This window comes from Cryobacterium sp. MP_3.1 (assembly GCF_035984795.1).
Taxonomy (GTDB): domain Bacteria; phylum Actinomycetota; class Actinomycetes; order Actinomycetales; family Microbacteriaceae; genus Cryobacterium; species Cryobacterium zongtaii.
On record NZ_JAXCHV010000012.1, the window covers coordinates 33,730 to 57,830 of the forward strand.

The window sequence follows — 24,101 nt, forward strand, 5'->3', positions numbered from 1 at the left end:
TCGTTTTTTCACCCGGGCGCTTTCCGGCACCGGCTCCGCACGACGACTTAGTTTGCAGGTATGACCGTGGCCCTTCGCCGCTCCATCTACAAGTCCCCGGCGCAGATGCGCCTGATGCTGGCCCCCGGCCTGGCGACCGCTGCGTCGCTCGTGGCGGCGCGGGAAGCCATGCAGGTGGGTGTCACTACCCTCGAGCTGGATGCCGCCGCTGAGGCGGCCATCGTGGCGCTGGGCGGCCAGCCCAACTTCAAGCTCGAGCAGGGCTACTTCCACACGGTGTGCGCCTCCGTGAACGACGACGTGGTGCACGGCATCCCCAACGGTCGAGTGCTCGGTGCCGGCGATATCGTCTCGATCGACAGTGGCGCGATCATCGACGGCTGGAACGGCGACGCGGCATTCACCTTCGTGCTGCCGGACCCGTCGCGGCCCGAGCTCGTCGCCGAGCGCGAGGAACTTTCGCGGGTGACCGAGCAGTCGCTCTGGCACGGCATCGCCCGCCTGGCCGAGGCGCGGCACCTCAACGAGGTCGGCGAGGCCATCGAGGACTACATCGAATCGCAGGGCAACTACGGGATCCTCACCGACTACGTGGGCCACGGCATCGGCAAGTCGATGCACGAGGCACCGCCGGTGTTCAACTACCGGGTGCGCCAGAAGGGCCCGGACGTGAAGCCCGGCCTGGTCGTGGCGATCGAGCCGATGGTGGTGCTCGGCGACATCGAGACCTACACCCGTGATGACGACTGGACCGTCGCCACCAGCGATGGCAAGGCCGCCGCGCACTGGGAGCACAGCGTCGCCGTGCACAAGGACGGCATCTGGGTGCTCACCGCCGAAGACGGCGGCGCCGCTGGCCTGGCCCAGTTCGGCATCACCCCCACGCCCCTGGCGTAGCCGCCTGGCGCCCGTCCGGCCGCAACTGTTACCGGTGCGGACAATTGCGCCCGGTGTGCCGGGTGCATTTGTCCGTTTCGGTAACAGTTGGCCGTGGAGCGGGGGAGCGAGCGGGGCTAGGCGTCCATGACGTGGACCAGCTCGTCGATGAAGGACGCGAAGTCGACGGAGCGCTTGATCAGGCGCTGCACCTCGAGGCGGTCGGAGAAGACCTCCACGAACTGGTCGAAGACCGCCTGGAAGGTGCTGCGGCCGGCGGCGCTGAAGGCGATCAGTGCGACCACATTCACCCGGTTGTCGCCCCAGTCCATCGGGGCGTCGTTGATCACGATGGCGATCGAGGTCTGCTGGGCGCTCATCGCCATGGCGTGCGGCACGGCAAGGTTGTCGGTGAACGCGGTGGATGACATCAGCTCTCGCTCGATGGCGCCATCCACGTAGCTCTGATCGATGATGCCCCGCGCCATCATGCGCTCGCCCAGCGCGGTGATCATCGCGGTCTCGTCGGGGGCGTAGAAGTTGCGGGAGAACAACGACTCGTCGAAGAACTGCAGCAGGTCGTCCTTCAGGCGTGCGCGCCGGCGCATCCGTCGCACCCGGCTGGCCTGCTGGCGGATGCGGTCGATGTCGTTCTGGGTGAGGAACGGCTGGATCACGATGACCCCGTCGGTGTGCAACTGCGGGTCGATGGTGGTGAGCACCAGATCGGCGTCCAGAGCGTCCCAGTCCACATCGGAACGGGTGATCACCGCGACGACCTCGAGGTCGTCGCCGAGCACCCGTTCGATGCGTTCGCGCAGCAGCACGTGCATGTCGTAGTAGTTGGGGCACACTATCGCGCAGGTCACCAGCTCCACCCGGCGCACCTGCTGCTCGAGGTGGGCGCCCACGTGCATGGCGATGTAGGCGATCTCGTCGTCGTTGATCACGATCTGCTCGGCGCGCTGCAGTTGGCTGGCGATGTACACGGCCAGCTCGTAGATCAGCGGGTACGAGGTCTTGATCGACCGGGTGAGCGGGTTGCGGGAGTACGACTTGTCGTGTGCCCGGTTGATCAGGTTGCGCACGTGCAGGGTCAGCCGCACGATGAAGTCGTCGTCGTCGAGGTCGACGAGGTACTCCCGGCTGGCCCGGTCCACGATGGCGCGCATCATCGCGAGCTCCTCCGGCCGCACGTAGCTTTCGATGAGGGTCTCGGCCGGCTGGTCATGGCCGGGGGTGATCACCCGGGTGGTCAGCAGGAACGCCAGGTAGGCGAGGTCACCGCTGCCCAGGCGCACGTCGAAGTGCTTCGTGATCAGGCCGGACAGAGAGGTGGCGAGCTCCGACGGGGGTTCGGCGACGGCCGGGGCGGGGGAGAGGTGCTTGGTGACCCTGTCGATCGCGATGGCCACGTGCAGCAACACGTTGTTGATGCCGTACTCGTTGACGAAATAGCCCTGGCCGTCGAGCAGCTCGATGAGGTCGGTCTTGAACGCGCCCAGGCTGTCGGCGCCGGCCTGCCCGGAGGTGAACTCGCGCTGGATGGTCTCCAGGTCGATCATGCCGCGGGCGCTCTCCTCGCGGAACATCCGGCTGAGCAGCCGCCGCCGGTCGGTCTCCGAGCCGGTGAGGGTGACCACGCTGCCGTGCCGCACCAGGGTCAGGCCGCTGTCGGGCAGCATCAGCCGCACCCGGGCCAGGTCGGCCTCCACCGTGGAGTCGCTGACGAAGTTCTCGGCGGCCAGTTCGTAGACGTCCAGCCCGTCGGGCGATTCGGTGAGCCGACGCACCAGGCTGGACAGCCGTTGCTGCGGGGTGTCCGCATCCGTTTCGCGCGGCTTGGACCGGTGCTGGGCGGTGAAGCTGGCGAACTCGTCGCGGTTGAGCCTGTAGCCGGCGGTGCCGGATTCGATGACGGTGAGCGGATGCGCGGCCGCCTTCACCGCCGTGACATAGCTGCGCACACTGCGCGGGGTAACCCCCAGGCGGTCAGCAAGTTCGCCTGCCGTGATCCAGCTGGATGTCTGGGACAGGAAGTCCAGCATCCGCGTCTGTTTATCACTCATCGTGCGCAACTCCATCGTCTCAAGAGTAGTCAAGCAGAGTGCGAGCCCGGCACGGTAGGACCCCGACGTGTTTCCGCACCCTGCGGAAAAGGGTCTGGTGGCGCCGCAAGTCCGAAGAGAGGACAGTAAGTGTTGAATTCAAAAGATCGATGAAAGGAAAGAATCAATGAAGATTCTCATCGTGTGTGGTGCCGGAGCGTCCAGCGCATTCGTGGCGCACAGGCTGCGGGTCACCGGCAAGGAACGCGGGCTCACCCTCGCGGTCGTCGCCGGTAGCGAAGGGGATCTACCGTCCTCGCTCGACACCATTGACGTACTCCTGGTCGGTCCCCACCTCGCCCCCCGCTTCGAGCGCATCAGCGCCCAGGCGAAAGAGCGCGGCGTGGGCGTGGCACTTCTGCCCGAATCGGTGTTCTCGGCGCGTGACGGCGTCGTGGCACTGGATCTGGCCGTGGATGCCGAACACGAGCGGTCCTGGGTCTGACTTCGTAGGTCACCCGCACCGTTCCATCCGTTATTTGTTGTGCCGGCCGCCGCCGGCTGCCCGCACGAAGCCGGGACCTCGACTGAGGCCCCGGTGACACTCCCGCACGTTGGAAAGGCAGGCGCGACACATGGTCGAACGCACCGTACAGATCGGATCGACGCACGGGCTGCACGCGCGCCCCGCGAAACTCTTCACGAAGGCCGCCGCCGCCGCGGGAGCCCCGGTCACCCTGCAGAAGGGCGACGGCAAGCCGGTCAATGCCGCCAGCATCCTCGGCGTCATCTCGCTGGGCATCAACCACGGTGACAGCGTCACCCTCACCACCGACGGCGACAACGCCGACACCGTGCTCGACGGCCTCGTCGAGCTCCTCCTCACCGACCACGACGCCTAGGCGGGACGCGCACATGATTGAGCTGCAGGGCATCGGGATCGGCCAGGGCGTTGCCATCGGCCGGGTCCTGCGCATGCCCTCACCGTTGCCGGAGCCGGTCACCACCCGTAGCACCCTCGACCCGGATGCCGAATTGGCCCGGGCGACCGCGTCGATGCACACCGTCGCCGAAGACCTCGAAGCCCGGGGCGAACGCGCCGGCGGCACCGCCCAGGAGGTGCTCGAGGCCCAGGCCATGATGGCCGAGGACCCCACCCTCCTCGAGGAGGTCACCGCCCGGCTGCACAAGCACCAGACCGCAGAACGCGCCGTGTTCGAGGCCTTCGCCGTCTTCCGCGACCAGATGCTGGCCCTCGGCGGCTACCTCGGTGAGCGCGCCGCCGACCTCGACGACGTGGCCCAGCGGGTCATCGCGGACCTCGGCGGCCTGCCCGCGCCTGGTGTGCCGGACCCCGCAGAGCCTTTTGTGCTCGTCGCCCACGACCTCGCCCCCGCCGACACTGCCCTGCTCAACCTCGACAAGGTGCTCGGCCTGATCACCATCGACGGCGGACCCACCTCGCACACCGCCATCCTGGCCCGGGAGAAGTCGATCACCGCGATCGTGGGCACCCACGCCGCCGCGCAGCTCGCCGACGGCGACGAGGTCATCATCGATTCCGCCAACGGCATCGTGCTCGTGGCCCCCACCGCGAAGCAGCTCACCGAGGCCCGAGCCCGCATCGCCGCCCGCGAGGCCCGCGCGCTGGCCCCGATCGGCCCCGGCCGGCTCAAGGACGGCACGCCGGTGCCGCTGCTGGCCAACCTCGGTTCGGCGGATGGCGCCGCCAAGGCTGTCGCCCTCGGCGCCGAGGGTGTGGGCCTGTTCCGCACCGAGTTCCTCTTCCTCGACTCCACCTCCGCGCCCACCGTGACGCAGCAGCGTGAGCAGTACGAGCGGATGCTGCGCGCCTTCCCCGGCCAGAAGGTCGTGGTGCGGGCGCTCGACGCCGGCGCCGACAAGCCCCTGGCGTTCCTCAACGACGCCGCCGAGGAGAACCCCGCCCTGGGCCTGCGCGGCCTGCGCGCCCTGCGCGCCAACGAGGACATCCTGCGGGAGCAGCTCACCGCCCTCGCCGAGGCCGACGCGGCCACCGACGCGGACCTCTGGGTGATGGCGCCGATGGTGTCCACCGTGGAGGAGACGGTGTACTTCACCGCCCTCGCCCATGAGCTGGGTCTGAAGACTGCCGGGGTCATGGTCGAGGTGCCGAGCGCGGCGCTGCTCGCCACCCACATCCTGGCGCACGCCGACTTCGCGTCGATCGGCACCAACGACCTGACCCAGTACACGCTTGCGGCCGACCGGATGCTCGGCAGCGTCGCCGCGTTCCAGGACCCGTGGCACCCCGCGGTGCTGCGCCTGGTCGGCGAGGTCGGCGCCGCCGGCGCGAGCCTCGGCAAGCCCGTCGGTGTGTGCGGCGAGGCCGCGGCCGACCCGCTGCTGGCCGTGGTGCTCGTGGGCCTCGGCGCCACCACCCTGTCGATGTCGGCGTCAGCCCTCGCCGACGTTCGGGCCTCCCTGGCCGACTTCACACTCGAGCAGGCCCGGCACCTCGCCGACGCCGCTCTGTCCGCCGACGGCGCAGCATCCGCTCGCGCCGCGGCAACCGCAATCGCACACAGCTACACCAGCACCGCCCCCACCGGCACGGGCCCTACCGTGCTTGCCAACCCCGAGAGAGGTATACAGAAATGACAACGACGTCTGTCACCGAGAAGAAGGGCGCGAGGGTCCACGTACAGGCCTTCGGCACCTTCCTGAGCGGCATGATCATGCCCAACATCGCGGCGTTCATCGCGTGGGGCATCATCACCGCCTTCTTCATCCCCACCGGCTGGACCCCGAACGAGACCCTGGTCACGCTCGTCGACCCGATGATCTTGTACCTACTGCCGTTGCTGATCGCCAACACCGGTGGCCGGATGGTCTACGGTACCCGCGGTGGAGTGATCGCCTCGATCGCCACCATGGGTGTCATCGTGGGCAGCTCGATCCCGATGTTCATCGGCGCCATGATCGTCGGCCCGCTGTCCGCATGGATCCTGATGAAGGTCGACAAGATCTGGGCCGGCAAGATCCGCCCCGGCTTCGAGATGCTGGTGGACAACTTCTCCGCCGGTATCCTCGGCTTCGCCCTGGCGCTGGGTGCGTTCTTCGGAATCGCCCCGCTGGTCACCGGCCTGAGCGCCTTCCTCGAGATGATCGTGGACTGGCTCATCGTCAACGGCCTGCTGCCGATCGCGTCGATCTTCATCGAACCGGGCAAGATCCTCTTCCTCAACAACGCCATCAACCACGGTGTACTCACCCCCATCGGTGTGCAGCAGGTCCAGGAGTCCGGCAAGTCCATCCTGTTCCTGCTTGAGGCGAACCCCGGCCCCGGCCTCGGCATCCTGCTCGCGTTCTCGTTCTTCGGCGTCGGCCTGGCCCGCGCGAGTGCACCCGGCGCGATCATCATCCAGTTCCTCGGTGGCATCCACGAGATCTACTTCCCGTACGTACTGATGAAGCCGATGATGGTGCTCGCCGCCATCGGTGGCGGCATGACCGGTGTCGCCGTGAACGTCGCCTTCCAGACGGGCCTCCGCGCCCCCGCCTCGCCCGGCAGCATCATCGCCGTGCTGGCCCAGACCCCGGCCACCGACTTCATCGGCGTCCTCCTCTCGGTCCTCGCCTCTGCCGGTGTCTCGTTCGCGATCGGTGGTGTCATCCTCCGCGCCAGCCGCAAGAAGGACCTCGCCGCTGAGAACGACAACGAACTGGCCGCCGCGATCGCCAAGACCGAAGCCAACAAGGGTAAGTCCAGCTCTGTTCTGGGCAACCTCGGCGCCTCGGCCACGACGGGTACCGCAGTGAAGAACATCGTCTTCGCCTGCGACGCCGGCATGGGCTCCAGCGCCATGGGCGCCTCGGTACTGCGCAACAAGATCAAGAAGGCCGGCATCGAAGGGGTCACGGTGACCAACCAGGCCATCGCGAACCTCGACGGCACCGCCGACCTCGTGATCACCCACCAGGACCTGACGGACCGGGCCCGCGGCAAGAGCCCCAAGTCAGTTCACGTCTCGGTGGACAACTTCATGAACAGCCCGAAGTACGACGAGGTAGTCCAGTCCCTCCAGGGCACCAACGAAGGAGTGACCAAGTAATGACCCAGAGCATTCTGGAACCGCAGAACGTGGTGGCCGCGGGTGCGGCCACCACGCGGGACGAGGCCATCCGTGAGGCCGGTGCCCTGTTGGTCGCCGCCGGAGCGGTGAAGCAGGAGTACGTCGACTCGATGTTCGAGCGCGAAAACTCCGTCTCGACCTACATGGGTAACTTCCTGGCGATCCCGCACGGCACCAACGACGCCAAGGAGTCGATCGTACGATCGGCTCTCTCGCTGGTGCGGTACGCGGAGCCGATCGATTGGGACGGCCAGCCCGTCAAGTTCGCGGTCGGCATCGCCGGCCTGAACAACGAACACCTGGAGATCCTCTCCAAGATCGCCGTCGTCTTCTCCGACGAGGACGAAGTACAGAAATTGATCGACGCTGGTTCGCAGGACGAGATCTTCGCCCTGCTCGAGGAGGTAAACGCAGAATGAAAGCCATTCACTTCGGCGCGGGCAACATCGGCCGCGGCTTCGTAGGTCTCCTGCTCCATGAGGCCGGTTATGAGGTTGTCTTCGCCGATGTGAATGCTCCCCTCATCGAGGCGCTGCAGCAGGCGCCGTCCTACACCGTGCATGAGGCGGGGGAGACCCCCACCGACAAGGTGGTCGACAACTTCCGTGCCCTCAACAGCGCCACCCACGAGGCCGATCTCATCAACGAGATCGCCACGGCGGATGCTGTCACCACCGCTGTGGGTCCCACCGTGCTGCGCTTCGTGGCCCCGGTCATCGCGGCGGGCCTGGCCCGCCGCGAGGCCGGGTTGCCCCCGCTGGCCGTGATGGCCTGCGAGAACGCGATCAACGCCACCGATGTGCTCGCCGAGCAGGTCTGGGCGAACGTGCCAGAGGGTGACCGCGCGGCCCTGGAAGGCCGGGTGGCCTTCGCCAACACCGCCGTGGACCGCATCGTTCCCGGTCAGGCCGCGGACGCCGGCATCGACGTCACCGTCGAGGCCTTCTACGAGTGGGTCATCGAGAGCCCCGCTTTCGGCGGCACCCCGCCGGTGATCCCCGGCGCCACGTTCGTTGAGGACCTCGCGCCCTACATCGAACGCAAGCTCTTCACCGTGAACACCGGCCACGCCACCGTCGCCTACCTCGGTAAAGCGGCCGGCGTCTCCAAGCTCTCCGAAGCCCTCCTGGTGCCGTCCGTTGCGGATGGTGCCCGCCGGGTGCTCGAGGAGACCAGCGCCCTGCTGGTGGCCAAGCACGGCCTCGACGAGGCCACCCAGCGTGCCTACCGACAGAAGATCCTCGGCCGCTTCGCGAACCCGTCGCTGCCGGACACCGTCGAACGGGTCGGCCGTCAGCCGCTGCGCAAGCTCAGCCGGCACGAACGATTCATCGGCCCGGCCGCCGAGATCGCCGAACGGGGAACCCGCCCGGTGGCGCTGCTCGAGGCGATTGCCGCGGCCCTCCGCTTCGACGTGGCCGACGACGAGCAGAGCGTCGAGCTGCAGCGGATGCTCGCCACCGACTCCGCCGAGACCATCGTGGCGAACGTGTGCGGGCTGGAGGCCACGCATCCGCTCTACGCCGATGTGCTCGCGGTCGTGGCAGCGGCGACCAGATTATAGGGATGAATTGCCAAAGGGCAATCGCATAGCATAGGATAAATCCTTGGTGTCTAGCACTGCCTTTACTGGCGTGTCTGGAGGCCACAATCCCGCAAGACCAGCAACCAATACTTTAGCGATAGTGAGTTATGGCCAAAAAAGACGGTGTCATCGAGATCGAGGGCGCAGTAGTCGAAGCTCTTCCCAACGCGATGTTTCGCGTTGAGTTGACCAACGGCCACAAAGTTCTTGCCCACATTTCGGGCAAGATGCGTCAGCACTACATCCGCATCCTTCCTGAGGACCGTGTGATCGTGGAACTGAGCCCTTACGACCTGACCCGCGGTCGGATCGTATACCGCTACAAGTAAGCGTTGCTGTAAGTAACGGCCTGCGGCATTCCGTGGGTACGAAGACAGCGATTACAAGGACACACCCATGAAGGTCAAGCCCAGCGTCAAGAAGATCTGTGACAAGTGCAAGGTCATCCGCCGTAACGGCAACGTGATGGTCATCTGCGAGAACCCGCGTCACAAGCAGCGTCAGGGCTAGGTCTCGACAAGCTCGACCAGCGATGGTCGTTCTCGAGATCCACGCACGACACAACTAAATACATAGCAGTGCCGGGAACCCTTCGGGGGGACACCATCGGTTGGAGGCCGATGCACAGGTGCTGCTACAGACCTCCACTCATCCCACAGGAGAAGCCACAATGGCACGTCTAGCCGGCGTAGACATTCCGCGCGATAAGCGCGTGGAAGTTGCACTTACTTACATTTTCGGTGTTGGCCGTACGAGGGCACTCAAGACCCTCGCCGACGTCGAGATCGATGGAAACATTCGCGTCAAGGACCTGACTGACGAGCAGCTCGTCCAGCTCCGCGACTACATCGAAGGAACCTTCAAGATCGAGGGTGACCTTCGCCGTGAGATCGCCGCTGACATCCGCCGCAAGGTCGAAATCGGTAGCTACGAAGGTATTCGTCACCGCAAGGGCCTGCCCGTTCGCGGCCAGCGCACCAAGACCAACGCTCGTACCCGCAAGGGCCCGAAGCGCACCGTAGCCGGCAAGAAGAAGGCGCGCTAGGCCTCGCCTAGCCCGTCACGCCTCTAGGATTCAGGAGAAATCATGGCAGCACCAAAGTCGGCCGTACGGAAGCCGCGTAAGAAAGAAAAGAAGAACATTGCTGTGGGCCAGGCCCACATCAAGAGCACCTTCAACAACACCATCGTCTCGATCACCGACACCACCGGTGCGGTCATCAGCTGGGCGTCCTCAGGTGGAGTTGGCTTCAAGGGTTCGCGCAAGTCGACCCCGTTCGCCGCTCAGCTGGCTGCAGAGTCTGCAGCTCGCCAGGCCCAGGAGCACGGCATGAAGAAGGTTGACGTCTTCGTCAAGGGACCGGGTTCAGGCCGCGAAACGGCTATCCGTTCGCTGCAGGCCGCTGGCCTCGAAGTTGGCTCGATCAACGACGTGACGCCCCAGGCCCACAACGGTTGCCGTCCCCCGAAGCGCCGCCGCGTTTAATTCCTTTCAGTGACTGGCGATTGGGCTTGTCTGGGTCGAAAGATCCGGGCAGGCTCACTCGCCGTTCACCGCGACAGGGCCGCTTCTCGCGGGCCCGTCGAGACTCACAATTTCACAACTCGCCACTAAGTGTCATATAGCGGACACTTCGCCGAAAGGAATCAATAGTGCTTATTGCACAGCGCCCCACGCTCACCGAAGAGAACATCTCGGAGTTCCGGTCCCGGTTCGTCATCGAACCCCTCGAGCCCGGCTTCGGCTACACCCTCGGTAACTCGATGCGCCGCACCCTGCTTTCCTCGATTCCCGGCGCTGCTGTCACCAGCATCCGTATCGATGGAGTGCTTCACGAATTCAGCACCGTTCCCGGGGTCAAGGAAGATGTCACCGAGATCATCCTGAACATCAAGGGCCTGGTCATCTCCAGCGAGCACGACGAGCCGATCACCGCGTACCTGCGCAAGCAGGGCTCCGGCCAGGTCACGGCCGCCGACATCTCGGCTCCGGCCGGCGTCGAGGTTCACAACCCCGAGCTCGTCATCGCGACCCTGAACGACAAGGCCAAGTTCGAACTCGAACTGACCATCGAGCGTGGCCGTGGTTACGTGTCGGCTACCCAGAACCGCAACGAGTACTCCGAGGCCGGCCAGATTCCGGTCGACTCGATCTACTCGCCGGTTCTCAAGGTGACCTACCGTGTCGAGGCAACTCGTGCCGGTGAGCGCACTGACTTCGACCGCCTCGTCGTTGACGTGGAGACCAAGTCGGCTATCTCGCCCCGCGACGCCATCGCATCCGCCGGTCGCACGCTGACCGAGCTGTTCGGTCTGGCCCGCGAGCTGAACACCGCTGCTGAGGGCATTGAGATCGGCCCCGCGCCGGTCGACGCCGTCCTCTCCACCGAGCTGTCCGTGCCGATCGAAGACCTCGATCTGTCCGTGCGCTCGTACAACTGCCTCAAGCGCGAAGGCATCAACAACGTCAGCGAACTGGTCGCCCTCTCGGAGACCCAGCTGATGAACATCCGCAACTTCGGTCAGAAGTCGGTGGATGAGGTCAAGGACAAGCTCGTAGAGCTCGGCCTGTCGCTGAAGGATTCTGTGCCCGGCTTTGACGGTGCGCACTTCTACAGCGGTTACGACGAAGAAACCATCTAAGGCTCGTCGTTCCTCGACGCCTTTCGACTTTGATACTGGAGATTACCGATAATGCCTAAGCCCACTAAGGGAGCCCGTCTCGGTGGCGGACCGGCGCACGAGCGCCTCATGCTCGCGAACCTGGCTGCCGCCCTGTTCACCCACAAGTCCATCAAGACGACCGAGACGCGCGCCAAGCGCCTGCGTCCGGTTGCCGAGCGCCTGGTGACCTTCGCCAAGCGTGGCGACCTGCACGCTCGTCGTCGCGTTCTCGCGACGATCGGCGACAAGACCGTCGTGCACGAGCTCTTCACCGAGATCGCGCCCCAGGTTGCGCTGCGCGATGGCGGCTACACCCGCATCACGAAGCTCGGCTTCCGCAAGGGCGACAACGCCTCCATGGTGCAGATGGAGCTCGTTCTCGAGCCCGTTTCGCCCAAGGTGAAGTCGAACAAGGCCTCCGCAGCGAAGGCGTCCGCGCCCGTCGCCGAGGAGACCCCGGTTGAGGCTGAGACCGAGACCGTCGAAGCCGAGACCGTTGAGGCCGACGCTGTTGACGCATCCGCTGAGGAAGCCAAGTAACACCAGCTTCACCCGCTGTACCTGAAAGGGCCCGACTTCGGTCGGGCCCTTTTTGTGTGCCCGAGGATGGTGCTGGTTGCCCCCGCTTCGGCTCGACGCGCCCCCTGCGGCTGGATGCGCCCGCTAGAGCGGGCGTGCTCGGCCACACGAGGTGCAGTGTGGGCGTGCCGGCGGGTCACGCAGAGGTCGATGGCGGTGTGGGTGGCTCCGCCGGCGGTTCGCGGGTCAGGCGCCGCTATGCGCCTGGCGCGCCACCCGCATGGCGGCGCCTGACCCGCATACCTCGAGAGGTCCCGCCCGCATGCTTCGAGACCCCGCCCGCATGCCTCGAGGTGTCTCGCCCACATGCCTCGGATGCCCGGTCGGCGCATCCGCCGCACGGCCCAGGGGCTGCGGTGGGCGGGTCAGCGCACGCGGAAGGCCTGCAGGGTGTCGGCGCCGGGCGCGCGGCTCGGCGCGGCACCGGGCAGCCGGTCGAGGGCGACCGCCACCGAGTCGGCGTAGATGGCCCCGCCGGTGGGGCCGGGGTGGATGCCGTCATCAGCGAGCACGTCGACGTGCGGGGCGATCGCGGCGCTCCAGTCGGCGAGGACCACTTGGCTGCGGCGCGCCGAGAACTCCGCCAGCTCCGTGTTGACCCCCGCGGTCCAGTCCCGGTCCGCGAACGCGTTCACCACGATCAGTTCGCGGGAGGGCCCGATCACCCGCATGACGGCGGCGAGGTCGGCCTGGTCGACCGGACCGTTCGTGCCCAGGCCCAGCAGCACCACGGGGCGCAGGGTGCCCGCGGCACGTTGCGCGGCCAAGATCTCCGGGGCGGCGTCCATGCCGCGGGACACGGCGGCGTCGATCGTGATGCCGGGGAACTCGGCCTGCAACTCGGCCGCGGAGGCGAGCATCACAGAGTCCCCGACGGCGGTGATGTTGGACCCCCTGGTGGATTCCGTGACCACACCTGCGGCCTGGGCGGCGGCATCCTTGGCGGCCTGCGCCTGCGCGGCCTGCGCGGCCTGGGCCAGCGCCTGCTGGCCGCGGAGCACCTCCGCCTGGGCCGTGGTGACGGTGGGCGCCGTGACCACGGATGCGCCGGTGCCCACCAGCAACATCAGCACGACGGCCGCGGCGAGAACGAGTGCCGCACGGGAGCGGTAGCGGCGGCTGGTGCCCGGCGCAGACGCCCGCGTGACCCTGGCGCGCAGCTGCCCGACCGCGCCACGGAGGCCCTGCCGGCGGATCGGCATCTCGAGCCACCGGTACGAGGTCGCAGCGGCCGCCACGGCCAGCACCAGGGTGAGCAATCCGGTCGCCGCGACACTCGCCGGGCCGCGGCCGAACGGCGCCACGAGCTGCACCAGCACCAGCAGCGGCCAGTGCCAGAGGTACAGGCCGTACGAACGTTCACCGAGGTAGCGCAGCGGAGCGGTGTCGAGCATCCGCCCGAACCGGTCGCCGGCCACGCCCGCCCAGATCGCCACGGCGGTGAGCGCGCTCACCAACAGGAGGCCGCCGCGGTAGGTGGCGGCGGCGTCTGCCGGCAGCCAGATCGCGGCGGCGATCAGGCCGGCCACCGCTGTCGCGCCCCACCAGGGCCGGATCATGGTGAGGGTCCGGCGCGCGGCCGGGGCCGCCGCCGTGCCGCCCGAAGCCGCGGGCCCCAGCGGACGCAGCAGCAGGGCCAGTCCGGCGCCGATCAGCAGGCCGAAACTGTGGGTGTCCGAGCCGTAGTACACCCGAGTGGGGTCGCTGCCCGGAGAGAAGCCGACGCCCATCCAGGCCGCCGACGCGAGGGTGAGCGCCGCGACGAGGCCCAGGCGCGGGCCCGGCCGGCGGACCCTCAGCAGCAGCAGCAGCGGCCAGAGCAGGTAGAACTGTTCCTCCACGGCCAGCGACCAGAGGTTGCGGAGCAGCTCGGGCTGGCCGGAGCCGAAGTAGCTGGTGTTCGCGGCCATCGACACCCAGTTGTAGCTGAACGTCGCGGCGCCGAGCAGCTTCCAGCCCAGGCCCACGAGCACATCGCCGCCGAGCAGCCAGGCGGCCGTGCAGGCCACCAGCACCACCGGCACCAGCGCCGGCACCAGGCGCCGGGCCCGACGCAGCCAGAACCGCCGCGGCGAGAACCGGCCGGTGCGGTCGTGTTCGGCCACGATCAGGCCGGTGATCAGGAAACCGCTGATCACGAAGAAGATGTCGACGCCGATGAAACCGCCCTGCAGCACCGGCGGGAACAGGTGGTAGACAACGACCAGGATGACGGCGATGCCCCGGAGGCCGTCGAGGCCGCTGAGCCGGCGGCCGGCCGGAACGTCCGGGTGGCGAACGGCGACAGCTGTGGCCGGGGAGCGGGGCGCGGTGCGAGGGAGACTGGTCATAACTGTGCGGCCTGAGACGGGCCCGTCCAACGATAACCCGGCCCGGCCTCTACACTGACCTCTGTGAGTTTTCCCGAGCCCGTCGACGGCGCCCTTCCGCTGGTGCCGGCCGAGCTCAACCCGGATGGCGCCCTGGCGGCACCGTCCGATTCGATGCCGCCGGCCGGCTCCAAACGCATCCGCCTCGACGTGGGATACGACGGAACGGACTTCTTCGGCTGGGCCAGCCAGCCCGGGTACCGCACCGTGCAGGGCCAGATCGAGGAGGGCCTCGGCGCCATCCTCAAGCGCCACCAGCCCACCCCCACCCTCGTGGTCGCCGGGCGCACGGACTCCGGTGTGCACGCGCTGGGCCAGGTGGCCCACTTCGATCTCAACCCCGACCAGGTCAACGCCCTCGTGCGGGTCAAGCGGGGCAAGGCCGCACCCACATACCCCAACGAGCTGGCCACGATGGTGCAGCGTCGCCTCGGCGGCATCCTGGTCACCCAGCCCGAAATCGTGATCCACCGCGCCAGCCTGGCCCCGGCCGGTTTCGACGCCCGCTTCTCCGCACTGTGGCGCCGCTACGAGTACCGCATCTCCGACACCGGCGCTCTGCGCGACCCGTTGCAGCGGCTGCGCACCACCTGGCACGGCTTCGCGCTCGACCTCGCCTCGATGCAGGAGGCCGCGGCCACCCTGATCGGGCTGCACGACTTCGCGACCTATTGCAAACCGCGGCCCGGAGCCACCACCATCCGTACCCTGCAGTCCTTCGAGTGGCGGCGGGACCCCGACGGGGTCCTCGTGGCGACGCTGCAGGCGGATGCGTTCTGCCATTCGATGGTGCGCGCCCTGGTGGGCGCTTGCGTGTCGGTGGGGGAGGGCAAGCTGGTGGGAACCCGACTCGTGGACCTGCGCATCGAGCGGGCCCGCACCAGCGAGTTCAAGGTGATGCAGGCGCACGGCCTGACCCTGATGGAGGTGGGCTACCCCGAGGACGCGGGGATGGCCATCCGTGCGGCGCAGACCCGCGCCCGTCGCGAGCTGCCCGAAGACGAGTAGCTAGCACGCCCGGTTTACCGGCCCGAGTTGTGCCGGGGCGTGTCGTGAACTAGTGTTGTTCCTTGGTGTCTTAGGCGTTGCAGCCAGGCACACGAACGTGAGCCCTCCATCGATCGTGTTCTCTTCGAGAACACACCCGGAGCGGGATTCACGAACACCTCCGTTCGAAAACAAGAAAGCAGCACAACAGTGACGCGCACTTACACTCCCAAGGCAAGCGAACTCCAGCACGACTGGGTCGTTATTGATGCCACCGACATCGTTCTGGGTCGGCTCGCCAGCCACGCCGCGATTCTTCTTCGCGGCAAGCACAAGGCGACCTTCTCCCCCCACATGGATGGTGGCGACTTCGTCATCATCATCAACGCCGAGAAGATTGCCCTGACCGGCAAGAAGCTCGACCTCAAGATGGCGTACCGCCACTCCGGTTACCCGGGCGGCCTCACGGCCACGAACTACTCGGAGATGCTCGAGAAGCACCCCACCCGTGCGGTAGAAAAGGCGATTCGCGGCATGCTGCCGAAGAACTCGCTCGGCCGTGCACAGCTGCTGAAGCTCAAGGTCTACGCAGGCCCCGAGCACCCGCACGCTGCGCAGCAGCCCAAGCCGTACACCCTCAGCCAGGTCGCTCAGTAGCGTCGGCCCCAGACTTCTCGATATCTAAGAAAAAAGGATTCACACCATCGTGGCGAAGATCGCAGACCAGATTGACGCAACTCCCGAGAGCTACTCCACCGAGACTCCCGCTGAAGTTGCAACCAAGGCGCCCCGCGCCGTTCTCAACGTTCCCGGCGCAGCCGTGGGCCGTCGCAAGCAGGCCATCGCCCGCGTGCGCATCGTCCCCGGCGCCGGCAAGATTGTCGTCAACGGGCGCGAGCTCGACGACTACTTCCCGAACAAGCTGCACCAGCAGCTGATCAACGACCCGTTCAAGGTCCTCGACCTCATCGGCAGCTACGACGTCATCGCCCGCATCACCGGTGGTGGCCCGTCCGGCCAGGCCGGCGCGCTGCGCCTCGGCATCGCCCGCTCGCTGAACCAGATCGACGAAGAGAACAACCGCGCCATCCTCAAGAAGGCCGGCTTCCTCAACCGTGACGCTCGCGTCAAGGAGCGCAAGAAGGCCGGACTCAAGAAGGCCCGTAAGGCGCCGCAGTTCTCGAAGCGCTAACCCGTTAGTCGAGTACACACTCATATGGCTCGACTTTTCGGCACGGACGGCGTCCGGGGCCTGGCTAACCGTGATCTCACGGCTGGCCTGGCCCTGGGCCTCGCCCAGGCGAGCGCCGTTGTGCTCACCAGCGGCCGCCGCGCAGAGGAACGACGTGCCCAAGGCCGTCGTCCCGTCGCCGTGGTCGCCCGCGACCCCCGCATTTCCGGTGAATTCATCACCTCCGCCGTTGCAGCAGGCTTGGCCAGCTCCGGCGTAGACGTGTTGGATGCCGGCGTCATCCCGACGCCCGCCGCCGCCTTCCTCATCGCCGACATCGGCGCCGACTTCGGCGTGATGATCTCCGCCTCGCACAACCCGGCGCCCGACAACGGCATCAAATTCTTCAACTTCGGCGGCACCAAGCTTCCCGATGACGTCGAAGACCGCATCGAAGCGGTGCTCGACGCGGGCGATCAGCTCCTCACCCCGATTGCGGGCGACGTCGGACGCATCCGTCGCTTCGCCGACGCCGAGGACCGCTACGTCGTGCACCTGCTCGGCACCCTGCCGCACCGGCTCGACGGCATTCACGTGGTGCTCGACTGTGCCCACGGCGCGGCCGCCGGCGTGTCCCCGCAGGTCTTCACGGATGCCGGCGCCCGGGTCACCGTGATCGGCGCCGACCCCGACGGCCTCAACATCAACGACGGCGTGGGCTCCACCCACCTGGACAACCTCGCCAGAGCGGTGCTCGAGCACGGCGCCGACGTGGGCATCGCCCACGACGGTGACGCCGACCGCTGCCTGGCCGTCGACCGCGACGGCAACATCGTCGACGGCGACCAGATCATGGCGATCCTGGCCGTGTCGATGGCCGAACGCGGCGTGCTCAAGGACCGCACCCTCGTGGCGACGGTCATGAGCAACCTGGGGCTGAAGAAGGCCATGGCTGCCAACGGCATCAATATGATCGAGTCCAAGGTGGGCGACCGGTACGTGCTCGAGGAGCTTGACGCGCACGGGCTGTCGCTCGGAGGCGAGCAGAGCGGTCACGTCATCATGACGAAGTTCGCCACCACCGGCGACGGCATCCTCACCGGTCTGCACATCGTGGCCGAAATGGCCCGCACCGGAAAAACCCTCGCCGAGCTGGCCAGCGTGATGAAGGTGTTCCCGCAGATCCTCGTGAACGTTCGCGGCGTCGACCACCACGCCCTCGACGGCGACGAGGTCATCGCGCAGGCCGTGCGCGACGCAGAAACCGAACTCGGCGACACCGGCCGGGTGCTCCTGCGCCCCTCCGGCACCGAGCCGATGGTGCGGGTGATGGTGGAAGCCGCCGACCAGCCCACCGCCGACCGTCTGGCGCACGCCCTGGCCGACGTCGTGCAGTCCCGCCTGGCGCTGCAGCCCAGCTAGCCTGCCCGCAACTGTTGCCCGTGCGGACAATTGCGCCCGGTGCACCGGGCGCAATTGTCCGTTTCGGCAACAGTTGCTGGACGTCTGGCCGCTCTCGGAGGAGGTGCCTACGGCGTGGGCATGCCGCCGTTCACGTTGAGCGTCTCGCCGATGACGTAGCTGGACTCACCGGACGCCAGGAACACGTAGGCCGGGGCCAGCTCGGCCGGCTGCCCCGCACGACCGAGCGGCGTCTGCTCGCCGAATTCGGGCAGTTCCTCGGTGGGCTGGCCACCGGCGGTCTGCAGCGGCGTCCAGATCGGGCCGGGCGCGACGGCGTTGACACGGATGCCTTTGGGCGCCAGCTGCTGACCCAGCGCCTTCGTGAACGCGTTGATGGTGGCCTTGGTCGAGGCGTAGTCCACCAGGTTCTCTGACGGCGAATAGGCCTGGATCGACGTGGTGTTGATGATGCTCGAGCCCGGCTTCAGGTGCGGCAGCGCGGCCTTGGTGAGCCAGAACATCGCGTAGACGTTGGTCTTGAACGTCTCGTCGAACTGCTCGTCGGTGAGCTCGAGGAGGTCCTCCACATGCTGCTGCTTGCCGGCGTTGTTCACCAGGATGTCGAGACCACCGAGTCCGTCCACCGCGGCGGAGATCACCTGCCTGCAGAACGCGGAGTCCGTGAGATCGCCGGGCAGCGCAACGGCGGTGCGTCCGGCCTCCTCGATCAGGGCGACGATCTTCTGCGCGTCCTCTTCTTCCTCGGGGAGGTAGGAGATGGCGACGTCAGCTCCCTCCCGGGCGAACGCGATCGCGACCGCGGCGCCGATGCCGGAATCGCCGCCGGTGACGAGGGCCTTGCGGCCGGTCAGGCGCTCCGAACCTCGGTACGACGTCTCGCCACGGTCGGCGGTGTTGTTCAGCTTCGCGTCGAGCCCCGGGCCATCCTGGGACTGGGCAGTGGTGTCGATATCTGAGTACTTCTTGGCAGGGTCTTCGAAGGTGTACTGGTCGGAGGACAAGGCGTTCCCTTTCGTCGTTCGTCGACGTGTGACCGCTCGGGGTGCGCGAACACAACCGAACCAGCCTAGAAGTCGCCGTCTGGACGCTCTCTGCGTAAATCCTTACAAAGTCCTTGCAGGTTCCGGAGCGCTATCCGGGGAGCCGGCAGCGGCTAGAACGTACCGGACATGACGCCGCAGCGCCGAGCCGGGGGAGAGTCGCGGGTGGTTGAACTCTCCAGTGAGCTGCATGCCGAGTCGTTCCATCACCCTGCGGGACCGGATGTTCACGACGGCGGTGATCGAGTTCACCTCGGGCAGCATCAGCTCGGTGAACGCGAAGTGCAGGGCAGCCGTGGCGGCCTCGGTCGCCAGGCCCTGCCCCCAGGCCGATGGCGTCAGCCTCCAGCCCACCTCGACCCCGCCCGAACCCGGGATGCCCTCTGGCATCGGCGCCAGACCGGTGAAGCCGATGAACGCGCCGGTGTCCAGGCGCTCCAGCGCCCACAGCCCGTAGCCGTGCACGTCGAAGAGGGCGTCGGCGCGGGTAGCAAGATCATCGCTCTGCTCCCGGTCCAGGGGTGCGGGAAAGAATCTCATCACCTCGGCATCCGCAGTGAGCTGAGCGAACGGTTCCAGGTCGTCATCCCGCCATCGCCGCAGCAGGAGGCGGTCGGTGCGCACGTCGAAGTCCATCCCTCCACCGTAACCGCGCCCGAGAGGCGCCCGCACAGAGGCAACTGTCACCGCTGCGGACGTGTGCACCCGGTGTGCCGGGACCATTTGTCCGCAACGGGAACAGTTGCGCGGGTGTCGGCCGACACTCAGACCTTGCGGAGCAGCACCTTGTCGACGGTGTGGTCGGAGTCCTTGCGCAGCACCAGGGTGGCGCGGGAGCGGGTGGGGCGGATGTTCTGCAGCAGGTTGGGCTCGTTGATGCTGCCCCAGATGGTGCGGGCGCGGGCCCGGGCCTCGTCCTCGCTGAGGGAGGCGAACCTGTGGAAGAACGACTTGGGGTTCGTGAACGCGCCGCGCTGGAGCCGCAGGAACCGCTCCTCGTACCATCGGGAGATGTCGGAGGTGCGGGCATCCACGTAGATGGTGAAGTCGAACAGGTCGCTCACCGCGAGCCCGTGCCCGGGGGCGGGCGGCTGCAGCACGTTCAGGCCCTCGACGATGAGGATGTCGGGCTGACGCACGACGACCTGCGCGTCGGGCACGATGTCGTAGTTCAGGTGCGAGTAGAACGGGGCGCGCACCTCGGCGGCGCCGCTCTTGATGGCGCTGACGAAACGCAGCAGCGTGCGCCGGTCGTACGATTCCGGGAAGCCCTTGCGTTCCATCAGGCCGCGACGGGCCAGTTCGGCGTTGGGGAAGAGGAACCCGTCAGTGGTGACCAGTTCCACCCGGGGGGTGTCTTCCCAGCGGGCCAGGAGCTCCCGCAGCAGCCGGGCGATGGTGGACTTGCCCACGGCGACGGACCCGGCCACGCCGATCACGAACGGGGTGCGCTGGGCGCGTTCCCCGAGGAAGTCGCTGGTGTCGCGGTGCAGCTTGCGGGCTCCCGCGGCGTAGAGGTTGAGCAGCCGGCTCAACGGCAGGTAGACATCCGACACCTCGTTGATGTCGAGCGGTTCGCCCAGGCCGCGCAGCTGCACGACCTCGGTTTCCCGTAACGGCAACCGCGTCGAGGGTGCGAGGGATGCCCACACAGCACGGTCGAGCTCCACAAAGGGGGTGCTGTGACCGTTATTACTGGGGCTCACCACCGGCTCGGACATCGAGACCAAGCATAGTGCGACTAAAATCAGGGCCATGTGCGGAATCGTAGGATATGTCGGAGACAACAAAAGCGTCGAGGTCCTCATGGGAGGTCTCCGTCGACTCGAATACCGGGGGTATGACTCCGCGGGGATAGCGGTGATCGACGACGCGGGTGTGCTCAACACCGCGAAGCGCGCCGGCAAGCTCGCCGTGCTCGCCGCCGAGCTCGAGGCGCACCCGATCAACAACGGGCGCACCGGCATCGGCCACACCCGGTGGGCCACCCACGGCGGTCCGACCGACCAGAACGCGCACCCGCACCTGGGTGACGACGGCAAGCTCGCCCTCATCCACAACGGCATCATCGAGAACTTCTCGCCACTCAAGGACGAACTCCTCGCCGAGGGTTACGTCTTCGAGAGCGAAACCGACACCGAGGTGGCCGCCGTGCTGCTCGGCCGCGAATACCGCCGCCTGGGTGACCTGGGCGAAGCGTTCCGCACCGTCGTCGCGCGCCTGGACGGCGCATTCACGCTGCTGGCCGTGCACCAGGACCAGCCCGGCGTGGTCGTCGGCGCCCGCCGCAACTCGCCGCTGGTGATCGGCCTGGGCGACGGCGAGAACTTCCTCGGCTCCGACGTCGCCGCGTTCGTGGAGTACACCCGTCGTGCCGTCGCGATCGGCCAGGACCAGATCGTGACCATCACCCCCGACCTCGTCACCGTCACCGACTTCTTCGGCGCCCCCGTCGAGGTCGAAGAATTCGACATCGCCTGGGACGCCTCCGCCAGTGAGAAGGGCGGCTGGTCCAGCTTCATGGCCAAGGAGATCTCCGAGCAGCCGGATGCCGTCACCAACACCCTGCGCGGCCGCATCCACGACGGCCAGGCCGTGGTGCCCGAGCTCGAGGCCTTCGGCGACGACGTGCTCGCCGGCATCCGCCGCATCGTGATCGTGGCCTGCGGCACCGCCGCGTACGCCGGCCAGACCGCCAAGTACGCCATCGAGAAGTGGGCGCAGGTGCCGGTGGATGTCGAACTCAGCCACGAGTTCCGCTACCGCGACCCGGTGCTCACCCCGGACACCCTGGTGATCTCGATCAGCCAGTCCGGCGAGACCATGGACACCCTGATGGCCGTGAAGTACGCCCGCGAGGCCGGCGCCAAGGCCATCTCGATCTGCAACACGCAGGGCGCCACGATTCCCCGCGAATCCGACGCCGTGATCTACACCCACGCCGGACCCGAGGTCGCCGTCGCGTCGACGAAGGGGTTCACCGGCCAGATCGCCGCGCTGTACCTCTTCGCGCTGCACCTGGCCCGGGTGCGCAACACCATGTCCCTGGAGGAGCTGGCCGCGCAGGTCGTCGAGCTGCAGGCCATCCCGGACAAGATCGCCACCACCCTGCTGCAGGAAGACGCCGTGCGTCAGCTCGCCGTGTGGATGACCGACTCGCGCGCCGTGCTCTTCCTCGGCCGCCACGTGGGCTTCCCGATCGCGCTCGAGGGTGCGCTCAAGCTCAAGGAGCTCGCCTACATCCACGCCGAGGGCTTCGCCGCCGGTGAGCTCAAGCACGGCCCGATCGCGCTGATCGAGCCCGGCCAGCCGGTCTTCGTCGTGGTGCCGAGCCCCCGCGGGTCCGCGCACCTGCACCCCAAGGTGGTCTCCAACATCCAGGAGATCCGCGCTCGCGGCGCCCGGATCATCGCGATCGCCGAGCAGGGTGACGCCGCGGTGCTGCCGTTCGCCGACACCGTGTTCCACATCCCGCTCGCCGGCCCGCTGTTCGAGCCGCTGCTCGCCGTGGTGCCGCTGCAGATGTTCGCCATCGAGCTGGCCACCGCCAAGGGCCTCGACGTCGACCAGCCGCGCAACCTGGCGAAGTCGGTCACGGTTGAATAGGCCGGTCGAGTAAGCCGGCCGACTAGGCCACGGATGCCCAGGGCTCGCCGCGTCATCGCCTCGCGATGGCACCGGGTCCTGGGCATTTCGTTGAGAACAGCACACGAGGATTGAGCAGAGCATGATCAAGGGCATCGGCGTCGACATCGTCGACCTGGCACGCTTCGACCGGCAGGTGGCCCGCACGCCCGGGCTGGTGCCGAGGCTGTTCGCGCCGGCCGAGCGCACCCTGCCGACACACTCGCTGGCCGCCCGGTTCGCCGCCAAGGAAGCCCTGATCAAGGCCCTCGGCGACAGTGTGGGCGCCAGCTGGCAGGAGATGGAAGTGGTCTCCGACCCGCACGGCAACCCGTCCTTCGCGCTGACCGGAGCGGTGCAGGCCGCCTTCACCGCCCGCGGCATCACGAGCGCGCACCTGAGCCTGACCCACGACGCCGGGGTGGCCTGCGCATTCGTGGTCCTGGAGGGGAATTCATGACCGACTTCCGTGAGGCCGTCATCGACCTCGGCGCCGTGCAGACCAACGTGGAACACCTGCGCAGCCTGATCGGCACCCGGCACACCATGGCCGTGGTCAAGGCCAACGGCTACGGTCACGGCGCCGTGCCGGTGGCCCGCGCCGCCCTCGCCGGCGGCGCCGACTGGCTGGGTGTCGCCGACATCGACGAGGCCCTCGCCCTCCGCGCCGCCGGCATCGACGCCCCGGTGCTGGCCTGGCTGCACGGCCCGGATGCCGACTTCACCGCCGCCATCGCCGCGGACATCGACCTCGGGCTGTCGTCGGCGCTGCAGGTGCGCCAGGTCGCGGCGGCCGCCGACGCACTGGGCCGGCCCGCATCCGTGCAGATCAAACTCGAGACCGGCCTCAACCGCAACGGTGTCGACGAATCGGACTGGGCCGAGGTGCTGGGCCTCGCTGCCGCGTTCGAGCGCGTCGACCGGCTGCGGGTGCGCGGCCTGTTCAGCCACCTCGCCAATACCTCACCCGATGACGACCTCGCCGCCATCGCCAGCTTCGGCCGCGGGCTTGAGGCCGCCACCGCGGCCGGGCTCACCATCGACCTCGCCCACCTGGCCTCAACGGCCGCCGCCCTGCGCCTGCCCGCCGCCCGCTATTCGATGGTGCGGTTGGGCATCGGTATCTACGGGCAGTCGCCCTTCGCCGACGCGGATGCCGTCGACCTCGGCCTGACCGCGGCCATGACCCTGCGTGGCAGGGTCGCCGCCGTGCGCCGGGTCGCCGCCGGCGCGGGCGTCTCCTACGACTACCTGTGGCGCGCCGCCGCCGACACCACCCTCGCCCTGGTGCCGCTGGGTTACGCCGACGGGGTACCCCGTCAGGCCATGAACGCCGCCAGGGTGGCCATCAACGGAACCCAGTATCCCGTGGTGGGCCGTGTCGCGATGGACCAGTTCCTGGTAGACGTGGGCGCCGACCCTGTCGCCGTCGGCGACGTGGTGGTGCTGTTCGGCGACGCCGCGGCCGGGGTGCCCACCGCCGCCGAGTGGGGCGCCGCCGCGGGAACGATCAACTACGACATCGTCACCCGGGTGGGCGCACGGGTGCCGCGTCGGTATGTGGGATCCGGGTCCCTGACCGACGCCGACAGCACCGAAACCACGAGGTCGTAGCCCG

General features: G+C 67.6%; 25 protein-coding genes. 20 read left to right on the forward strand and 5 right to left on the reverse strand.

Going from position 1 to position 24,101, the window contains the following annotated elements; translation table 11 throughout:
- The first annotated feature begins 60 nt into the window (after positions 1-60).
- Positions 61-897, forward strand: coding sequence for a type I methionyl aminopeptidase (gene map / locus RCH12_RS09765; protein WP_243399026.1), 837 nt, complete (start codon positions 61-63; stop codon positions 895-897).
- A gap of 116 nt (positions 898-1,013) precedes the next feature.
- Here map and RCH12_RS09770 read toward each other — a convergent pair whose 3' ends face one another.
- A complete protein-coding gene (locus RCH12_RS09770) occupies positions 1,014-2,945 on the reverse strand; it encodes a BglG family transcription antiterminator (protein ID WP_327016745.1) in 1,932 nt (643 codons plus the stop codon).
- Positions 2,946-3,111: 166 nt separating this feature from the next.
- On the opposite strand from RCH12_RS09770, the gene RCH12_RS09775 reads away from it, so the two are divergent.
- The 12 genes from RCH12_RS09775 to rplQ all read left to right on the forward strand — a co-directional run bounded on the left by RCH12_RS09775 (position 3,112) and on the right by rplQ (position 11,828).
- On the forward strand, positions 3,112-3,429 hold the full coding sequence (locus tag RCH12_RS09775) for a PTS sugar transporter subunit IIB (protein WP_103429963.1): 318 nt from the start codon (positions 3,112-3,114) through the stop codon (positions 3,427-3,429).
- A 130-nt stretch (positions 3,430-3,559) separates the two neighbouring features.
- Positions 3,560-3,826, forward strand: a complete 267-nt coding sequence (locus RCH12_RS09780; RefSeq protein WP_103429962.1) for an HPr family phosphocarrier protein — start codon at positions 3,560-3,562, stop codon at positions 3,824-3,826.
- Positions 3,827-3,839: 13 nt separating this feature from the next.
- On the forward strand, positions 3,840-5,564 hold the full coding sequence (ptsP, locus tag RCH12_RS09785; protein ID WP_327016746.1) for a phosphoenolpyruvate--protein phosphotransferase: 1,725 nt from the start codon (positions 3,840-3,842) through the stop codon (positions 5,562-5,564).
- Complete coding sequence (locus RCH12_RS09790) at positions 5,561-7,018, forward strand: PTS mannitol transporter subunit IICB (protein ID WP_103429960.1); 1,458 nt, start codon at positions 5,561-5,563, stop codon at positions 7,016-7,018. The genes ptsP and RCH12_RS09790 overlap by 4 nt, the downstream gene beginning before the upstream one ends.
- Positions 7,018-7,458, forward strand: coding sequence for a PTS sugar transporter subunit IIA (locus RCH12_RS09795; protein WP_088457158.1), 441 nt, complete (start codon positions 7,018-7,020; stop codon positions 7,456-7,458). Before RCH12_RS09790 ends, RCH12_RS09795 begins: the two co-directional genes overlap by 1 nt.
- A complete protein-coding gene (locus tag RCH12_RS09800; RefSeq protein ID WP_103429959.1) occupies positions 7,455-8,603 on the forward strand; it encodes a mannitol-1-phosphate 5-dehydrogenase in 1,149 nt (382 codons plus the stop codon). The genes RCH12_RS09795 and RCH12_RS09800 overlap by 4 nt, the downstream gene beginning before the upstream one ends.
- 128 nt (positions 8,604-8,731) lie before the next feature.
- Complete coding sequence (gene infA / locus RCH12_RS09805; RefSeq protein WP_022883252.1) at positions 8,732-8,953, forward strand: translation initiation factor IF-1; 222 nt, start codon at positions 8,732-8,734, stop codon at positions 8,951-8,953.
- 67 nt (positions 8,954-9,020) lie between these two features.
- Positions 9,021-9,134: a 50S ribosomal protein L36 gene (rpmJ, locus tag RCH12_RS09810; protein ID WP_035834639.1), complete on the forward strand. Its 114-nt coding sequence runs from the start codon at positions 9,021-9,023 to the stop codon at positions 9,132-9,134.
- Between the two features lie 160 nt (positions 9,135-9,294).
- Positions 9,295-9,669, forward strand: coding sequence for a 30S ribosomal protein S13 (rpsM, locus tag RCH12_RS09815; RefSeq protein WP_066597575.1), 375 nt, complete (start codon positions 9,295-9,297; stop codon positions 9,667-9,669).
- A 42-nt stretch (positions 9,670-9,711) separates the two neighbouring features.
- On the forward strand, positions 9,712-10,110 hold the full coding sequence (rpsK, locus tag RCH12_RS09820; protein ID WP_055821293.1) for a 30S ribosomal protein S11: 399 nt from the start codon (positions 9,712-9,714) through the stop codon (positions 10,108-10,110).
- 167 nt (positions 10,111-10,277) lie between these two features.
- The gene (locus RCH12_RS09825; RefSeq protein WP_066597571.1) at positions 10,278-11,267 is read left to right on the forward strand and encodes a DNA-directed RNA polymerase subunit alpha; all 990 of its coding nucleotides are present in this window, start codon (positions 10,278-10,280) and stop codon (positions 11,265-11,267) included.
- Between the two features lie 51 nt (positions 11,268-11,318).
- A complete protein-coding gene (rplQ, locus tag RCH12_RS09830) occupies positions 11,319-11,828 on the forward strand; it encodes a 50S ribosomal protein L17 (protein WP_103429958.1) in 510 nt (169 codons plus the stop codon).
- Between the two features lie 404 nt (positions 11,829-12,232).
- Here rplQ and RCH12_RS09835 read toward each other — a convergent pair whose 3' ends face one another.
- Positions 12,233-14,197, reverse strand: a complete 1,965-nt coding sequence (locus tag RCH12_RS09835) for an acyltransferase family protein (protein ID WP_327016747.1) — start codon at positions 14,195-14,197, stop codon at positions 12,233-12,235.
- A 153-nt stretch (positions 14,198-14,350) separates the two neighbouring features.
- Between RCH12_RS09835 and truA the strand changes: the two genes are divergently transcribed.
- From truA to glmM, 4 genes are all read left to right on the forward strand, one after another.
- On the forward strand, positions 14,351-15,244 hold the full coding sequence (gene truA / locus RCH12_RS09840; protein ID WP_088458111.1) for a tRNA pseudouridine(38-40) synthase TruA: 894 nt from the start codon (positions 14,351-14,353) through the stop codon (positions 15,242-15,244).
- 189 nt (positions 15,245-15,433) lie between these two features.
- Positions 15,434-15,880, forward strand: a complete 447-nt coding sequence (rplM, locus tag RCH12_RS09845) for a 50S ribosomal protein L13 (protein ID WP_088457154.1) — start codon at positions 15,434-15,436, stop codon at positions 15,878-15,880.
- A gap of 49 nt (positions 15,881-15,929) precedes the next feature.
- Positions 15,930-16,415 (forward strand): 30S ribosomal protein S9, encoded by a 486-nt coding sequence (gene rpsI / locus RCH12_RS09850; RefSeq protein ID WP_088457153.1) that lies wholly within the window; start codon positions 15,930-15,932, stop codon positions 16,413-16,415.
- A 24-nt stretch (positions 16,416-16,439) separates the two neighbouring features.
- Positions 16,440-17,816, forward strand: coding sequence for a phosphoglucosamine mutase (glmM, locus tag RCH12_RS09855; protein WP_327016748.1), 1,377 nt, complete (start codon positions 16,440-16,442; stop codon positions 17,814-17,816).
- A 107-nt stretch (positions 17,817-17,923) separates the two neighbouring features.
- On the opposite strand, the gene RCH12_RS09860 is transcribed toward glmM, so the two are convergent.
- The 3 genes from RCH12_RS09860 to coaA form a co-directional block, all read right to left on the reverse strand.
- On the reverse strand, positions 17,924-18,820 hold the full coding sequence (locus RCH12_RS09860; RefSeq protein ID WP_103429955.1) for a glucose 1-dehydrogenase: 897 nt from the start codon (positions 18,818-18,820) through the stop codon (positions 17,924-17,926).
- A gap of 102 nt (positions 18,821-18,922) precedes the next feature.
- The gene (locus RCH12_RS09865; protein WP_327016749.1) at positions 18,923-19,495 is read right to left on the reverse strand and encodes a GNAT family N-acetyltransferase; all 573 of its coding nucleotides are present in this window, start codon (positions 19,493-19,495) and stop codon (positions 18,923-18,925) included.
- A 128-nt stretch (positions 19,496-19,623) separates the two neighbouring features.
- Positions 19,624-20,580, reverse strand: coding sequence for a type I pantothenate kinase (gene coaA, locus RCH12_RS09870; RefSeq protein ID WP_088457150.1), 957 nt, complete (start codon positions 20,578-20,580; stop codon positions 19,624-19,626).
- A 34-nt stretch (positions 20,581-20,614) separates the two neighbouring features.
- On the opposite strand from coaA, the gene glmS reads away from it, so the two are divergent.
- From glmS to alr, 3 genes are all read left to right on the forward strand, one after another.
- Complete coding sequence (glmS, locus tag RCH12_RS09875; protein ID WP_327016750.1) at positions 20,615-22,465, forward strand: glutamine--fructose-6-phosphate transaminase (isomerizing); 1,851 nt, start codon at positions 20,615-20,617, stop codon at positions 22,463-22,465.
- Positions 22,466-22,586: 121 nt separating this feature from the next.
- The gene (locus RCH12_RS09880) at positions 22,587-22,943 is read left to right on the forward strand and encodes a holo-ACP synthase (protein ID WP_088457148.1); all 357 of its coding nucleotides are present in this window, start codon (positions 22,587-22,589) and stop codon (positions 22,941-22,943) included.
- Entirely contained in the window at positions 22,940-24,097 is a 1,158-nt protein-coding gene (alr, locus tag RCH12_RS09885; RefSeq protein ID WP_327016751.1) for an alanine racemase, read from the forward strand. Before RCH12_RS09880 ends, alr begins: the two co-directional genes overlap by 4 nt.
- Positions 24,098-24,101: the final 4 nt, after the last annotated feature.

Coding starts and splice junctions, on each gene's coding strand:
- map (WP_243399026.1), top strand. CDS start 61: ATGACCGTGGCCCTTCGCCGCTCCATCTACAAGTCCCCGGCGCAGATG.
- RCH12_RS09770 (WP_327016745.1), bottom strand. CDS start 2,945: ATGAGTGATAAACAGACGCGGATGCTGGACTTCCTGTCCCAGACATCC.
- RCH12_RS09775 (WP_103429963.1), top strand. CDS start 3,112: ATGAAGATTCTCATCGTGTGTGGTGCCGGAGCGTCCAGCGCATTCGTG.
- RCH12_RS09780 (WP_103429962.1), top strand. CDS start 3,560: ATGGTCGAACGCACCGTACAGATCGGATCGACGCACGGGCTGCACGCG.
- ptsP (WP_327016746.1), top strand. CDS start 3,840: ATGATTGAGCTGCAGGGCATCGGGATCGGCCAGGGCGTTGCCATCGGC.
- RCH12_RS09790 (WP_103429960.1), top strand. CDS start 5,561: ATGACAACGACGTCTGTCACCGAGAAGAAGGGCGCGAGGGTCCACGTA.
- RCH12_RS09795 (WP_088457158.1), top strand. CDS start 7,018: ATGACCCAGAGCATTCTGGAACCGCAGAACGTGGTGGCCGCGGGTGCG.
- RCH12_RS09800 (WP_103429959.1), top strand. CDS start 7,455: ATGAAAGCCATTCACTTCGGCGCGGGCAACATCGGCCGCGGCTTCGTA.
- infA (WP_022883252.1), top strand. CDS start 8,732: ATGGCCAAAAAAGACGGTGTCATCGAGATCGAGGGCGCAGTAGTCGAA.
- rpmJ (WP_035834639.1), top strand. CDS start 9,021: ATGAAGGTCAAGCCCAGCGTCAAGAAGATCTGTGACAAGTGCAAGGTC.
- rpsM (WP_066597575.1), top strand. CDS start 9,295: ATGGCACGTCTAGCCGGCGTAGACATTCCGCGCGATAAGCGCGTGGAA.
- rpsK (WP_055821293.1), top strand. CDS start 9,712: ATGGCAGCACCAAAGTCGGCCGTACGGAAGCCGCGTAAGAAAGAAAAG.
- rplQ (WP_103429958.1), top strand. CDS start 11,319: ATGCCTAAGCCCACTAAGGGAGCCCGTCTCGGTGGCGGACCGGCGCAC.
- RCH12_RS09835 (WP_327016747.1), bottom strand. CDS start 14,197: ATGACCAGTCTCCCTCGCACCGCGCCCCGCTCCCCGGCCACAGCTGTC.
- truA (WP_088458111.1), top strand. CDS start 14,351: ATGCCGCCGGCCGGCTCCAAACGCATCCGCCTCGACGTGGGATACGAC.
- glmM (WP_327016748.1), top strand. CDS start 16,440: ATGGCTCGACTTTTCGGCACGGACGGCGTCCGGGGCCTGGCTAACCGT.
- RCH12_RS09865 (WP_327016749.1), bottom strand. CDS start 19,495: ATGGACTTCGACGTGCGCACCGACCGCCTCCTGCTGCGGCGATGGCGG.
- coaA (WP_088457150.1), bottom strand. CDS start 20,580: ATGTCCGAGCCGGTGGTGAGCCCCAGTAATAACGGTCACAGCACCCCC.
- glmS (WP_327016750.1), top strand. CDS start 20,615: ATGTGCGGAATCGTAGGATATGTCGGAGACAACAAAAGCGTCGAGGTC.
- RCH12_RS09880 (WP_088457148.1), top strand. CDS start 22,587: ATGATCAAGGGCATCGGCGTCGACATCGTCGACCTGGCACGCTTCGAC.
- alr (WP_327016751.1), top strand. CDS start 22,940: ATGACCGACTTCCGTGAGGCCGTCATCGACCTCGGCGCCGTGCAGACC.